Source organism: Bacillus halotolerans (assembly GCF_001517105.1).
Classification (GTDB): Bacteria; Bacillota; Bacilli; order Bacillales; family Bacillaceae; genus Bacillus; species Bacillus halotolerans.
Window position 1 is genome coordinate 46,120 of record NZ_LPVF01000012.1, and the last position, 13,577, is coordinate 59,696.

A 13,577-nucleotide genomic window follows, 5' to 3' on the forward strand; every position below is an offset into this window, starting at 1 on the left:
AAGGCAAAGAATCACAATATATCGTTATTGAATCGGCTTCAGTCTTGCTTCAATTTCCTCTCTTCTATGCTCAAGATATGGCGGAAGAGCGATGGTTTGGCCAAGCTCATCAATTTCTTCATCAACCATAAAGCCCGGACCGTCTGTAGATAATTCAAACAGAATGCCGTTCGGTTCTCTGAAATACAGCGCCTTGAAATAGTAGCGCTCAACAATGCCTGAGTTGCTAAAGCCTTCCCGGCTGATGATGCGGTGCCATCCGGCAAGCTCTTCTTCGTCTCTCACGCGAAATGCGACATGATGGACACTTCCTTTTCCTTGACGTTCGCGCGGAAGATCATTTCTTTCAATTAAATGGATTTCTGTGGCCGCACCGCCTTCTCCAGATTCTAAAATGACCGCTGTCCCCTGTCCTTCAACCGGCTCTCGACTGATCTCTGTAAACCCAAGAATATTGGTTAATACATGTAATGTTGGTTCAGCGTACGGAACTGTCAATTCAACAGGCCCTAACCCGCGAAATGAAAATTCTTCCGGAATGCCGCTTTGTTTAACAGGCAGACCATAGCCTTTGCCTTTCTCATCAGCAGTCAGCACAAGTCGCTGTCCTTCATGATCCTCGAATGCCAATATGTCACGTCCGGCTCTTTGGGCGATGCCGCTATGCGCCACCTGATGCTCTTCAAAACGCTCTTTCCAGTAATGCAGCGCTTCTGAGCTTGGAACACGTAATCCAATAGAAGAAATACTGTTTGTTCCCGCATGAAACGGCGCAATGCGGGGAATCTCAAAAAACGTCAGTTCCGTTCCCGGATTTGCCACTTCATCTCCGTAGAATAGATGGTACATCGTCGGTTCATCTTGGTTTACGGATTTTTTGACGAGTTTTAATCCTAATACTTTACTATAGAAATCTAAGTTTTTTTGCGCGTCAGCTGTTAATGCGGACACGTGGTGAATGCCGTTGACTTTCATATGCTGTCCCTCCAGGTCAGTTTATCTCGATTTCGAGATATTATATTAAAGATGTATATTTATTTTCCTAATTACAAGGTATTTTATTCACATACGAAAGTCAACATATCAGCTTCATCTGGGTCCGGGATCCTGCTAAGTCCCGCCGTCAGCCATTTATTGTGTTCATTCTCTACTTGAATACCTTTCGCAAAACACGAACTTTATATAAGATTACAAACAATTTTATTCGTTTCAAGAGATAGAAAATAGACGATTTCATAGATTTTACGAATGTAAATAGAGCAAATATCGAAAATCAGAAAATTTATTTTATTTCACTTTTCTAAAATAGGGTTTACAATATGAAAAATAGATTCTTCATCACGAAGCTTCATCATAGGAGGTTAAGGACATGCATACTGAAGAAAACGGTTTAAAAAAAGAGATAGGCCTCTTGTTTGCCCTTACTCTTGTTATTGGAACCATTATCGGTTCCGGCGTTTTTATGAAGCCCGGTGCTGTGCTCGCTTATTCAGGAGACTCAAAAACGGCGCTATTTGCGTGGCTGTTAGGCGGTATATTAACGCTGGCAGGCGGACTGACGATTGCTGAAATCGGTACGCAGATTCCGAAAACAGGCGGACTTTATACGTACCTTGAAGAAGTATACGGCGAGTTTTGGGGATTTTTATGCGGCTGGGTGCAGATCATTATTTACGGCCCGGCGATTATCGGGGCACTCGGTTTATATTTTGGATCTTTAATGGCGAATCTTTTCGGCTGGGGTTCAGGCCTATCAAAGGTAATCGGTATTATCGCAGTTATCTTTTTATGTGTCATTAATATTATCGGTACAAAATACGGCGGTTTTGTTCAGACGCTGACTACGGTCGGAAAGCTGATTCCGATTGCTTGTATCATTATTTTCGGCCTTTGGAAAGGCGATCAGCATATCTTTACGGCAGTAAACGAAAGCATTTCTGATATGAATTTCGGAGCAGCCATTTTGGCCACATTGTTTGCTTATGACGGATGGATCCTGCTTGCGGCTCTCGGCGGAGAAATGAAAAATCCTGAAAGGCTTCTGCCTCGCGCAATGACTGGCGGACTGTTAATCGTAACAGCCATTTATATCTTCATTAATTTTGCGCTGCTGCATATCCTGTCCGCAAACGAAATTGTGACACTTGGAGAAAATGCGACAAGCACTGCTGCCAGCATGCTGTTCGGTTCAATCGGCGGAAAGCTGGTCAGTATCGGAATTATTGTCAGCATCTTCGGTTGTTTAAACGGAAAGGTTCTTTCTTTCCCGCGTGTGACCTTTGCGATGGCAGAACGAAAACAGCTGCCTTTTGCTGAGAAATTGTCCCGCGTGCACCCGACATTCCGCACACCGTGGATTGCGATTTCTTTCCAAATCGCTGTGGCGATCATCCTGATGCTCATCAGTAATCCTGATAAGCTCTCTGAAATCTCTATTTTTATGATCTATATCTTTTATGTGATGGCCTTTTTTGCAGTATTTATTCTTCGTAAACAAACAAAGGGAAAAACGCGTGCTTACAGTGTTCCGCTTTACCCGTTCATGCCGATATTGGCGATCGCAGGTTCATTCTTTGTATTGGGAAGCACACTCATTACAGACACATTAAGCTGCGGACTATCAATTCTCATCGGTCTGGCCGGACTCCCTGTGTATTATTGGATGCAAAAACGAAAAGCCCGCTAAAAAAACGGTTCCCTTGTTTAGGGAACCGTTTTTTGGTGAATCAGAAGATAAATGTTGACAAAAAAAACACAACTTTTGATATACTTTTTACGTTAACCAGAAAGATTTTGCAAACTTGGTTCGTTTTTTTGAGGTGAAGTAGGCCAAAATAAGGAGACACGTTTTATCGAAAAAGTCAAGCCGCGTTTTTTTCGACTTTTCCTGTTTTTTTTCGACAAAAGGCTATATAATAATTTGATGTGTGCATTGTCTCATTCAAACAATGGAGGGTTTTTTAATGATAAGAAGAAAAAAAGATAAGTTTTCACTCCTTTTAACAGAAATTGCAAAAAATATAGACGAAACTGCAGAATATTTTGTAAACTTTAAAGTCACAAACCAAACGACGCTTAAAGAGTTTGCAGATACGTTAAAGGAATTTGAAACAAAAGGTGACAATCATGTTCATGTCATGATCAAAGAGCTTAACAAAGCTTTTATCACTCCTATTGAGCGCGAAGATATTCTTCAGCTGACAAACAGCCTGGATGATGTGCTGGACGGAATCGAACATTTTTCTGCCATGATGGAGATTTTCTCAATTACTTCATCAGACGAGCATATCGATAAATTCAGCGGATACATCAGAGAATGCGCGAAAGAAATTTTGATTACAATTGAGCTGCTGGCTGAAAACCGCTTAAAAGATATCCAGCCTCACGCAATTAAAATTAAAGAGTATGAGCACAGCTGTGACAACCTGCACAGAAAATCATTAAAAAATCTTTTCGGAACAGAAAAAGATCCGATTAAAGTGATTCAATATCGTGAAATTTACGAAACGCTTGAGGAAATTGCTGACTCTTGCCAAAGTGTTGCCAATAATCTTGAAACCATCATTATGAAAAACGCGTAACGAGGGGTTATAATGGATATTCTCTTAATATTAACGATACTAATTGTGATTTTTGCTTTGGCGTTTGATTTCATCAACGGGTTTCATGATACAGCGAACGCAATTGCGACCTCAGTATCGACAAAAGCGCTGAAACCGCGCCATGCTATTATAATGGCGGCTGTGATGAACTTTATCGGAGCGATGACCTTTACAGGCGTTGCCAAAACCATTACAAAAGATATTGTTGACCCTTATACTTTGGAAAATGGCTCTGTTGTTATTTTAGCTGCTTTAGTCGCAGCAATAATCTGGAACCTGCTCACTTGGTATTACGGCATTCCAAGCAGCTCATCCCATGCGATCATCGGGGCGATTGCCGGTGCTGCAATTGCGGCAGCTGGATTTGGAGCTTTAAATTATAAGGGATTCATTAAAATCATTGAAGCGCTGATCTTATCACCGATCATTGCCTTTGTTCTTGGTTTTATCCTTTACAGCATCGTCAAGCTGATTTTCAAAGACAGCAATTTGGCGAAAACGAACAAACAATTCCGCAGAGTGCAGATTATAACAGCTGCCCTGCAATCCTATACACACGGAACAAATGATGCGCAAAAAGCAATGGGAATTATCACAATGGCGCTGATCACGGCGAATTTACATACTTCTGCTAATGACATTCCGACCTGGGTGCAATTCGCCTGTGCGACAGCCATGGGTCTCGGTACATCAATAGGCGGCTGGAAAATCATCAAAACCGTCGGCGGAAAGATCATGAAAATCCGTCCGGTAAACGGGGTATCCGCTGACTTAACCGGAGCAGCCATTATTTTCGGTGCCACATTTATTCATTTGCCAGTCAGTACAACGCACGTCATTTCTTCATCAATCCTTGGCGTCGGTGCATCACACCGGGTAAAAGGCGTAAACTGGGGCACGGCAAAACGCATGCTGATTACATGGGTTATCACGCTTCCGATTTCAGGAACACTTGGTGCTATCGCCTACTTTATTTTAAATATGATTTTTTAATGTGGAACCGCTTCTTAACAGAAGCGGTTTTTTGATGGAACAGGAAAACCAGCCGCATCTCTAGAATACAATAATCAGAACCTATTTCAGATGCGAGGGATTGATGTATGCTTTTATTCTTTCAAATCATGGTCTGGTGCACTATGGCCGCTTTAGGCTTATACGTATACGCCACATGGCGGTTCGAAGCGAAGGTCAAAGAAAAAATGTCCGCCATCCGAAAAACATGGTATTTGCTGTTTGTTTTGGGCGCCATGATATACTGGACATATGATCCCTCTTCCCTGTTCACAAACTGGGAACGGTATGTCATTGTCGCTGTCAGCTTTGCTTTAATTGACGCTTTTATCTTTTTGAGCGCTTATGTGAAAAAACTGGCCGGCAGTGAACTGGAAACAGACACAAGAGAAATTCTCGAAGAAAACAACGAAATGCTCCACATGTATCTCGATCGGCTGAAAACATACCAATATCTATTGAAAAACGAACCGATTCATGTTTATTATGGAAGTATAGAAGCATATGCTGAAGGAATTGATAAACTGCTGAAAACCTATGCTGATAAAATGAATCTGACGGCCAGCCTTTGTCACTATTCGACACAGTCTGATAAAGACCGGTTAACCGAGCACATGGAGGATCCCGCTGACGTGCAAACGAGGCTGGATCGAAAGGATGTCTATTACGACCAGTATGGAAAAGTAGTGCTCATTCCCTTTACAATCGAGACACAGAGCTATGTCATCAAACTGACGTCTGACAGTATTGTAACGGAATTTGATTATTTGCTATTCACATCATTAACGAGCATATATGATTTGGTGCTGCCAATTGAGGAGGAAGGTGAAGGATAATGGAAAACGCGTTTCAAAACGGATGCCATCCGCGGGCAAAGAAACCGTTTAAAATCCTGAAAAAACGTTCAACCACCAGTGTCGCAAGCTATCAAGTCAGTCCGCACACAGCAAGAATCTTCAAAGAAAACGAACGGCTGATTGATGAGTATAAACGTAAAAAAGCATGATCACACTAAAAGGACAAGAGAAACAGCTCTTGTCCTTATTCCTTTTCTTAAGGGGCTACATATAATAAAACAAACAGAGGATAATGTCAGGTGATACAGTGAAAAAATTGGTGCGGCGTGTGAAGGTTATTGATTACGGGAGGTTTGGCTTTTCCGGGTATTCGCTTCGGGTGAGGGAGCGGAGTGCAGGAATTTTAAAAAAATTGAAGAAGAAAAAATAAATCCCGGAGCAACTCCGGGATATTTAGGTTCTTTCATCAGCTAACTTGAGCTGCGATCTTCGCTTTTGTCGCAGGTCCGTAGATACCGTCAGCGGGTAGACCGTTAACAGACTGAAAACGCGCAACCGCGTCTGCTGTTTTCGGCCCGTAAATGCCGTCGATTCCGTTGTTCACAGCTCCTTTATCAGGATAAAAGTAGAGAGCCGCCAGCGCTCGTTGCACCTGAAAGACGTGTTCGCCTGAGGTATATGGTGTTGTCAGCTGAATGATACCGTCAGGAAGCGGATAGAGTTCTGGCTCTGCAGCGGACGAAGGAGCACTTACAATTAACACTTGACCAACCTGAATGAGATTCGGATCTTCGATGTTGTTCCACTCTTGCAGCTGAGCAACAGTGACACCGAACGCTCTCGCTATGGATGTAAGTGTGTCACCTTTTTTTACGACGTAAGTTTGGCTTCCGCCACCGCCAATTCCCGCTTTAAACGAGTCCCACGTATCCAACAGTTTGCGAGGGCATTCCTTCCCTGACCAATATTTGTGAGGCACGACGTTAGCGAGGCTGATACCGTGTTCATCCATCAATGTTTTGATCAGCCACTGGGCATTAGCTGTTGCTTGTGCAAAGTCACCATCCGCATTTTCACAAATTTCAATCCCAATAGAAGCCCGATTGCCGCTTCCATTCCCGTCTCCTGCATGCCAGCCGTTTTCATTTAACGGCAGATGCTGATAAATCTCTGTATCATCAACTGTAAAATGCCAGCTTGTTGTCGTATCAGGGTTTTTCAAATAGCGGGCATGCGCTTGGGCATCGGCGCCTGCTGCCGTGTTCGCTGTATTGTGCACGGTAATATAAAGAGGTGTCATCGCGTAGCCTGGACGGTTATTTGCACCGACCGGAATAAAATCTTGAATAATGTTAACCATTTTCATCTCTCCTTATTTCGTCAGATTATTTTCCTTTAACAAGTCGCGTTGCTTTTTCCCTTTTTCTGTTACATAGTTGTTTTTAAACCAAGCTGCTAGTGTTGTCCCAATTGTGAAGATCACTGATCCTGCTGAATACAGAGCATCTGCAAGCTGATTCACCTGCTCTTCCTGTATGTCCAATGGTGATTTGCCAAACATCAGCATGCTCTGGTTGATGAGCGCAAGCAAAAGAAGCACCGTCCTAGTGACCGTGCCTTTATCATACGTTTTCATGATAATCCCCCTTAATGCTGCAGCAGGTTGTACATAATGGCGATCGCTCCGCCAATGATCCCTGTGCACACTGCTGTAATGATGGCACCAGTGATGGTGCGCTTAATCCATGTTGTATTTTCTTCAATTTTGTTTAATTTTTCGTTCAGCGTCATGATTTGCTGATCCTGCCGGTCAGACACGCGTTCCAATGCGGAAACTCTCTGTTCGAGCGCTTTTTGTTCACCTTTTATGTCTGCTAAATCCTGCTGAAAGACATTAACATCAGGTACCTCCGTCGGTTGTGACACCGGTACGCCCTCCTTTTACTTCATCTTGTTCACCTCCTTTGAGGCAAAATAAAAAAACGCCTATTAAGCGTTTATCCTTCCTTATTAAGTCACAATAAGTTCGTTCGTCTCCTCGGGATTGCTGGGAATTAGTAATCCTTTCCGGTAATTTCTTTATATTGCTCTTTTGTGATCCATTCAATCCTAACGTATTCTTGAACTTTTTCATCCGTATAGCATTTCCACATATAAAATTGCTTTATGTCAGCTACTTCTGGATACCTAGCCATTTAATTTGCTCCCTTCAATTCTTGTATTTGTTTTTGCATCTGGGCAATGACAAAAGCCTGCTCTGCTTCCCTCATACGTCTTTCTTCATTTTCCTTCTCTGTCTTAGCAATCTGCAAAGAAAGCGCCGCATTTTGCTGCTTCAAAAGTTCAACTACAGAGACTTCTTCTCCCACTGAACTTAAAACCGCATCAATCTCTTCCTGTGTAGCTGCCTCAGTCCATTCCTGTTTATCTGCATCAAACTTTGGTTTGAACAGAGAAGGAGAATCCGGCAGCGCAACGGTAGTGCAATCAGCAGGAATGATATAATTGCCTTTCTCGTCAACTTCAATCACCAAGACAGGCTCAACAAACATAAAATCTTCATCATATCTAAAGACTTGTATCAAGTTTTCAACCTCCCTAATTTAATGCAATTACATTATCCATGTAGTAACCAGTTACATTGCTGTTATTATTCGAATGAATACCTGACAATTTCATATCTCCACTTGTATGGATAAATAACTTAGAATAACCAGTCGTTCCTGAAACAGGGACATTTACAACTGCACCGTTTTCTGGCAATCTCTCAGACGGAATTGTTCCACATACAACTTCACGATTTGCTGTGATATGGCCACGTAATAGAAGCAGATTCCCCCACTTTGCGTATTGAAACGGTCTGTCTCCAGTAGCAGCGCCATTTTTTAGTGTGACGTTTTGCCATGTTACCGATTCAAAATCCTCATTAGTAATAAGGCGCTTCCATCCTAAAAAATTGCCCTCTTTATGAAAAATTCCAATCCATGTTTGATTATCGTAAGATCTAGTAGCGACAATTTTCCTTAACCCTTGAGGCGGAGCGAGGTCAGCTTGAACATCTGTAATATCATAATAGTACCAAGCTGCTTCATCATCACCTGGATGATTCACAACCCCTGCACCGAAATATAAGCCAGTTGGGTAATCAAAAAGATTCTTTCCATTATCAATCTTAATTCGTTGACCATTCTCTGTTGTTAATGGATATAGTTGTGCATTATTCCATTTGTCTTTATCAGATTTTATTACGTGGATATCTGTTTGATTTGCATGTGCATCTACCTTAGATTGCGCTCCTGCTGTAGATTCGATAGGATACCAATTGATTGCAGTGTTGTTAGCATTATAGTAAAACCACCATGCATTACCTTCTACGTCTACAGCGTACCCAATGCCTATTCCCGGCTGTCCTACTAACTGCATACCGCGCAAGCTTGTCTTTGAAGGGCTATCTATTACAGCATTTGTTCCATAGAAAGAAACGGAACCAACATCTTTTAGGGAATCATAAAATGAGCCAGAAGTTAGATTTATTTTTTGTGTACCATTATCGGCGGTTATTTTGAAAAGTTGACTGGCATTCCATTTTTCTTTTTCAGTCTTAGTTACATGTATATCAGTAAGTTTGGCGTGAGCATCGACTTTCCTTTGAGCTCCCTCTGTAGTTTCTATATCAATCCAAGATGTCCATGTGATAGAATCATTTTTTCGGATTCGATAGAAAGTTTTCAAACCATTTGAAGCATCGTACGCAGTTTGAACGAGCGTATTCCCATAGCTCATTACTAGAAGAAAGCATTGGATCAAGCCTGGTCCATTCAATCCAGCATTGTATATCAGATACATTCCAGTAGCAGTCAGTTCATTATAATCCGTTGTCTCACTGCTACTTTTATAAAATACCTTGCCGTTGTCTTGCGTTATTTTATAGAACTGTCCTGCATCCCATTTGTCTTTATCGCCTTTTGTTACATGTATATCTTTATTATCAGAATGAGCAGCCACTCTTTTTATTGAGTCTTCTTCCGTTTCATATTTTATCCAGTCAGACCAGATTCCGTTAACTAAAGACTTTCTCCAAAAGCCACCATCTTCAGCCATGGCCATTGCTTCTCCAGCCGTCGAAGAGGAATGCAAGTAAATACCATGAACCGATTGAGAAGGCGCATTTTTCGCATCACTCGAAATATAAAAAGTAAAAGTCTTGTTCTGCCCTAAGGCAACACTATGAAAGTCATAACTTTTACTGATGTTAATAAGGATCGATCCATCGTCTTTCGTAATTTTCGAAAGCTGCGCACCATTCCATCTAACCCGTTCTTCATGCGTAATATGCCGCACCTGATCTTGCTCATGTTCATCAAAATCCTTCTTCGCCGCTTGCTGCACATTATCAACATTCCCCAGCCCGACTTGCGCCTTTGTTGTGTTGTGGGGGTTGTTCATGTCGTTTTTGTGGGCAGCCAGGTCTGTGTGGGCGTCTTTTATGCCTTTTTCCCAGCGGTTGACGTCGTCCTCGTTAATTGGATCATCCGGAAGCCAGTCTGTTTTTTCATCGTATGCCATGTTTACACCACCTCAAAGGTAAATCTGAAATCGAGTGTTCTGTTTTCACTGACGTCCAGGTCTGTTTTTCTTTCTGTAATGATGTTGCCCAGTTCGTCAAAAATTTGTACCGTTTCTATATGTTTGATGTCTTCCTCACGTTTTGTCAGAACGGTCACTGTTGCTCCTTCAATGGTGAGCTCCACTATTTCTGTTTCTTGGCCGTTAAGCAGCACGTGATGAATCCTGCTTTTGAGATCGGCAGCTGTACGTTCTCTGTATATGGTTGAAATCAAGTTAAGACCACCTCATTATTGTTAAGAGTGACAGAATAACCGACCTTCAGCTCACTGGCTGTTCGGTATCTTCGGTGATTCAGGATGACTCTGTCCTTTATTTGGAGCGTCTCATTCAATCCGCCTCTGAGCGTATAGGCCAGATGTGCCGGCTTCATGTTTTCCAATGCTTCGATCAGCTCATTCATGTGCTGGAGATCATCAATATTGATGTCTACATTAAATCGGTATTCACCGGGCAGCAGGCGGACTTGTGCCGACGGTTTTTTTAAGAAACGGTTCACCGCCTGCTCAATGGCCCTGTAGGTGATCGGCGGGATGTTCGACATCTTCGAAATGAGCCGTAATCGCCTGATTTCATCGGTATCTCCAGATTCCCGCGGCACGTTTAAAATCTTTTCCCAGCGGCTAAGCCCCCATGTTGCTGTTGGCACAAATAACTGGTCTGTCAGATCAAATATGCTGTTGTTTTGCTGATCAAACTCAGGTGCTTCCGCTTTCAGCAGCTCCGACATTTCTTTTAAGCTGGTGAGAAACGGCGGCAGATATGAAATCATGTCATCTTGTTTGCTCAATGATATTCACCTGCCCAAGCTTAGGAATTTCTACGTCGCTCAGCACTAAATTTTCGGAAGTGCCGTTGATTTTAATATTTGAATAGTCACTGACAGACGGCGAATTATAGACGATGTTATTAATTTGAGAAAGGCGGATAATGTTATCTTCGAATGCCATTTTCTTAAAGAGATTTAAAACGCCTTCTTGAATTTCTGTCTTTACTTCATCAATCGAGTGATTGACTTCCGGAAGCACTTCGGCAGAAATCTCAACTTCCTTCCAGACCGCGCTTTCCACTGTGACAACGGCTCCGATTGGCGCCTGCCCCTCGCCCTGACCGGGCTCAGGATCAATATAGTCTTTCACTTTTTGAATTAAGATTTCAGAAGCCGGTTCAAGGTTAGCATTCGTGACGACAATTTTAACCGTCCCGTCTCCGTTCCAAAGCGGGAAGATCTTTGCCTTTCCAACACCGTCCACTTCTTCAGCCCACTCTTTATAATGCATTTTATTAGCGCTGACAGCCTCACGCCGAACCCTCGTAAAATACCGTTCTCTTAAGCTGTCATCTCCTTCTTCTTCACGCCCCGGAATCAGAATCTCTTTGACAATCGCTTTTTCCAATCCCGGGATGGTATCCAGTGACAACAGATTGCGTCCGGTCAGATTGGCGTTTCCTGCTTCTCCCGGCGTTTCACAGACAAGTGTCCCGTCTCCTGTATATTGAAAATAAAGATTGTCCACATAGAAGCGGGAGCCTTCAGGAATTCTGACGCCAGCTGTGAACTCCCCTGCTCTCACGGCCTTTGTGGCAGCTGTCCGTTCAATCCCCGCTTCCGCAGCGCGCCGGTCCAAAAACTCTCCTTGCGCAGTATCAGAAAACACAAGCTCAAGCACGGTATCAAGCCATATATACGACTTCGCAAGCTCGGCTGCCGCCGGGGCTAATGCGTTATAAATAACACTGCCTTCTCTCGTGTCAATATCTGCAGAGATGCTGTTCAGCATACGCTCCATAATATCTTCAAAGGTCTGGTCCTCAAACATCTTCGCCAATCACCTCCTCAATCTCAAGCGATCCTTCATCTGTCTCGACTACAAAGGAAACATGAAATGCATCGCCTTGTTTTTCTATCTCAAAGTCTGTTACAGCGGAAATCCGGTCATCATAAACAAGTGCCTCCTCTATGAGCCTAGGAATCTCCATTTTTTTGTAGGCATCAGTCGTCTCATGATCTGTAAGCACGTCCTGAAGCTCATTTCCGACATTATGGCTATAAACTGAATACGCATATCGTTCAGTTTGTAAGGCGATATACACAAACTGTCTGATTGCTTCAAGCCCGGTAATCAGCTCATTTGTAATTCTTCCGTTTTCAAAATCTATTTTGTAGGTTTGCGAGGTTTCAATGACTTCGCCGTCATCTTCAATATCCTCAAACTCCACTTCTGGTGTCAGGGCCATGATGCCCACTCCTTTATACATGCTAAATAAAAAACCACTTCGTCCGAAGCGGTTTTGTTTACAGTTTATCTAAAATAAAAAACGATTGTCCGCCTGTCAGAGCTGCAGTCATGACGCGATCCCCCAGCTCGAGTGCACCATCTCCTCCAGACTGCATCCGTTTTGGAATGATGAGGGCGTCAGCCGGGATAATCAGTTTGCTGTTTTCTTTTAATTTGATTTCAACAGGAGAAACCGAAACCACCTCAGCTGGGAGCAGCTCCACCGGAGATTCAGCATCAACCGCACCGACGGCCAAATGTTTGATGGCTTCACTCAGTCTCATCAGGAAACCCCTTCCGGCATCGTATTCTTTTCGACAACATCAATGGTCATCGTATGTTTCGTTCCTTTAAACTCATGCCGGTCTGTATCTACCCAGTAGATTTTCTTAATCCCTGCCTCCGGAATGGATATATAGATAGGCAAGCCGCTCTGCACTTCTGGAATGCCGATGGCCTGAATATTTTTCAGTTCTTTTTTTACGCCCTTTTTTTCAGCAAGGCGTACGTCGGCCCTCTGCTGAAGCTGCGCCTGGTTAATTTCGTCTGTTACGGTCTCCGTATATTGAAGCACGCCGTATTTGTTTAAGCCTGAACTGTCCTTCGCAGACGCTTTATACGTCTTATTATCCTTCTGGCGGCGCAGCACGACTCGTGTAGCGGTATCATTTATAGACGTGCTGTATTGGTAGCCCGTAATATTGACACCTGTTTCCAGCACCCATACCTCTGACGGTTCTGGCCAAGCGCGCAGACCCAGCTTTCCTTTTTCCGAATACAGCTGATAATTCCGGCCCGTCTGGCTCTTTGTCTGTTTTAAAGCCTTCAATATGATGTCGTACAGGCTCGTATCATTTTTAATCACAAGGCTTTTGATCGTATGACTTGTGTTCGCAATAGAGGTTGTCGGAATTTGAAAATCATTGGCGATCCTCCTGATCATCTGGTCAGCACGCTGATTGGAAAACACGTACACATCCTGATTTTTGACCAGATATTGCAGCATATCGTACGCACTGAAGGCAAGCGTATGTTCATCAGGCGTTCGGGCGAAGACGATCCCGCGGAAAAGCTCTTTTCCCTTCCACTTAAACAAAACGGTATCTCCTTCTGTGACGCTGTAATATTTCTGGTCGCCCTGTTTAATGACGATGGTCGCTTCTATGGACCACGGCGCTTGATATCGGTGCCCCTCCAGCGACACGCTTTCCGCTACCAGCTCAAGCCATTCTGTATCTTTAATGACGAACAATTCTATCATC

19 protein-coding genes are annotated in these 13,577 nt (G+C 43.2%); 6 read left to right on the top strand and 13 right to left on the bottom strand.

What is annotated here, in order from left to right; translation table 11 throughout:
- Positions 1-24 precede the first annotated feature (24 nt).
- Positions 25-975, bottom strand: coding sequence for a ring-cleaving dioxygenase (locus AU387_RS15355; RefSeq protein ID WP_059336099.1), 951 nt, complete (start codon positions 973-975; stop codon positions 25-27).
- Between the two features lie 394 nt (positions 976-1,369).
- On the opposite strand from AU387_RS15355, the gene steT reads away from it, so the two are divergent.
- The 6 genes from steT to spoIISC all read left to right on the top strand — a co-directional run bounded on the left by steT (position 1,370) and on the right by spoIISC (position 5,840).
- Positions 1,370-2,686: a serine/threonine exchanger gene (gene steT / locus AU387_RS15360; RefSeq protein ID WP_059336100.1), complete on the top strand. Its 1,317-nt coding sequence runs from the start codon at positions 1,370-1,372 to the stop codon at positions 2,684-2,686.
- 277 nt (positions 2,687-2,963) lie between these two features.
- Positions 2,964-3,581, top strand: coding sequence for a DUF47 domain-containing protein (locus AU387_RS15365; protein ID WP_044156219.1), 618 nt, complete (start codon positions 2,964-2,966; stop codon positions 3,579-3,581).
- A gap of 12 nt (positions 3,582-3,593) precedes the next feature.
- Complete coding sequence (locus AU387_RS15370) at positions 3,594-4,595, top strand: inorganic phosphate transporter (protein ID WP_044156221.1); 1,002 nt, start codon at positions 3,594-3,596, stop codon at positions 4,593-4,595.
- A gap of 107 nt (positions 4,596-4,702) precedes the next feature.
- The gene (gene spoIISA, locus AU387_RS15375; RefSeq protein ID WP_024121091.1) at positions 4,703-5,449 is read left to right on the top strand and encodes a toxin-antitoxin-antitoxin system toxin SpoIISA; all 747 of its coding nucleotides are present in this window, start codon (positions 4,703-4,705) and stop codon (positions 5,447-5,449) included.
- The gene (locus AU387_RS15380) at positions 5,449-5,619 is read left to right on the top strand and encodes a type II toxin-antitoxin system SpoIISB family antitoxin (protein ID WP_024121090.1); all 171 of its coding nucleotides are present in this window, start codon (positions 5,449-5,451) and stop codon (positions 5,617-5,619) included. Before spoIISA ends, AU387_RS15380 begins: the two co-directional genes overlap by 1 nt.
- An 83-nt stretch (positions 5,620-5,702) precedes the next feature.
- Positions 5,703-5,840 (top strand): three component toxin-antitoxin-antitoxin system antitoxin SpoIISC, encoded by a 138-nt coding sequence (gene spoIISC / locus AU387_RS21650; RefSeq protein ID WP_125825426.1) that lies wholly within the window; start codon positions 5,703-5,705, stop codon positions 5,838-5,840.
- Positions 5,841-5,876: 36 nt separating this feature from the next.
- On the opposite strand, the gene AU387_RS15385 is transcribed toward spoIISC, so the two are convergent.
- The 12 genes from AU387_RS15385 to AU387_RS15440 form a co-directional block, all read right to left on the bottom strand.
- On the bottom strand, positions 5,877-6,770 hold the full coding sequence (locus AU387_RS15385) for an N-acetylmuramoyl-L-alanine amidase (protein WP_059336101.1): 894 nt from the start codon (positions 6,768-6,770) through the stop codon (positions 5,877-5,879).
- 12 nt (positions 6,771-6,782) lie between these two features.
- Positions 6,783-7,046, bottom strand: a complete 264-nt coding sequence (locus AU387_RS15390) for a phage holin (protein WP_024121086.1) — start codon at positions 7,044-7,046, stop codon at positions 6,783-6,785.
- Between the two features lie 11 nt (positions 7,047-7,057).
- On the bottom strand, positions 7,058-7,336 hold the full coding sequence (locus tag AU387_RS15395; RefSeq protein WP_059336102.1) for a hemolysin XhlA family protein: 279 nt from the start codon (positions 7,334-7,336) through the stop codon (positions 7,058-7,060).
- Positions 7,337-7,464: 128 nt separating this feature from the next.
- Entirely contained in the window at positions 7,465-7,605 is a 141-nt protein-coding gene (locus AU387_RS15400) for an XkdX family protein (RefSeq protein WP_059336103.1), read from the bottom strand.
- Positions 7,606-7,995, bottom strand: a complete 390-nt coding sequence (locus AU387_RS15405) for a hypothetical protein (RefSeq protein WP_059336104.1) — start codon at positions 7,993-7,995, stop codon at positions 7,606-7,608.
- A 13-nt stretch (positions 7,996-8,008) separates the two neighbouring features.
- Complete coding sequence (locus tag AU387_RS20755; RefSeq protein WP_063623063.1) at positions 8,009-9,976, bottom strand: pyocin knob domain-containing protein; 1,968 nt, start codon at positions 9,974-9,976, stop codon at positions 8,009-8,011.
- A 2-nt stretch (positions 9,977-9,978) separates the two neighbouring features.
- Entirely contained in the window at positions 9,979-10,251 is a 273-nt protein-coding gene (locus tag AU387_RS15415; RefSeq protein ID WP_059292941.1) for a hypothetical protein, read from the bottom strand.
- Entirely contained in the window at positions 10,248-10,826 is a 579-nt protein-coding gene (locus AU387_RS15420; protein ID WP_059292942.1) for a YmfQ family protein, read from the bottom strand. The genes AU387_RS15415 and AU387_RS15420 overlap by 4 nt, the downstream gene beginning before the upstream one ends.
- Positions 10,810-11,856 (bottom strand): baseplate J/gp47 family protein, encoded by a 1,047-nt coding sequence (locus AU387_RS15425; RefSeq protein ID WP_044156236.1) that lies wholly within the window; start codon positions 11,854-11,856, stop codon positions 10,810-10,812. The genes AU387_RS15420 and AU387_RS15425 overlap by 17 nt, the downstream gene beginning before the upstream one ends.
- Entirely contained in the window at positions 11,849-12,274 is a 426-nt protein-coding gene (locus AU387_RS15430; protein WP_024121077.1) for a DUF2634 domain-containing protein, read from the bottom strand. The genes AU387_RS15425 and AU387_RS15430 overlap by 8 nt, the downstream gene beginning before the upstream one ends.
- Before the next feature lie 58 nt (positions 12,275-12,332).
- Entirely contained in the window at positions 12,333-12,599 is a 267-nt protein-coding gene (locus AU387_RS15435; protein WP_059336105.1) for a DUF2577 family protein, read from the bottom strand.
- Entirely contained in the window at positions 12,599-13,576 is a 978-nt protein-coding gene (locus AU387_RS15440; protein ID WP_059336106.1) for an XkdQ/YqbQ family protein, read from the bottom strand. Before AU387_RS15440 ends, AU387_RS15435 begins: the two co-directional genes overlap by 1 nt.
- Position 13,577 lies beyond the last annotated feature (1 nt).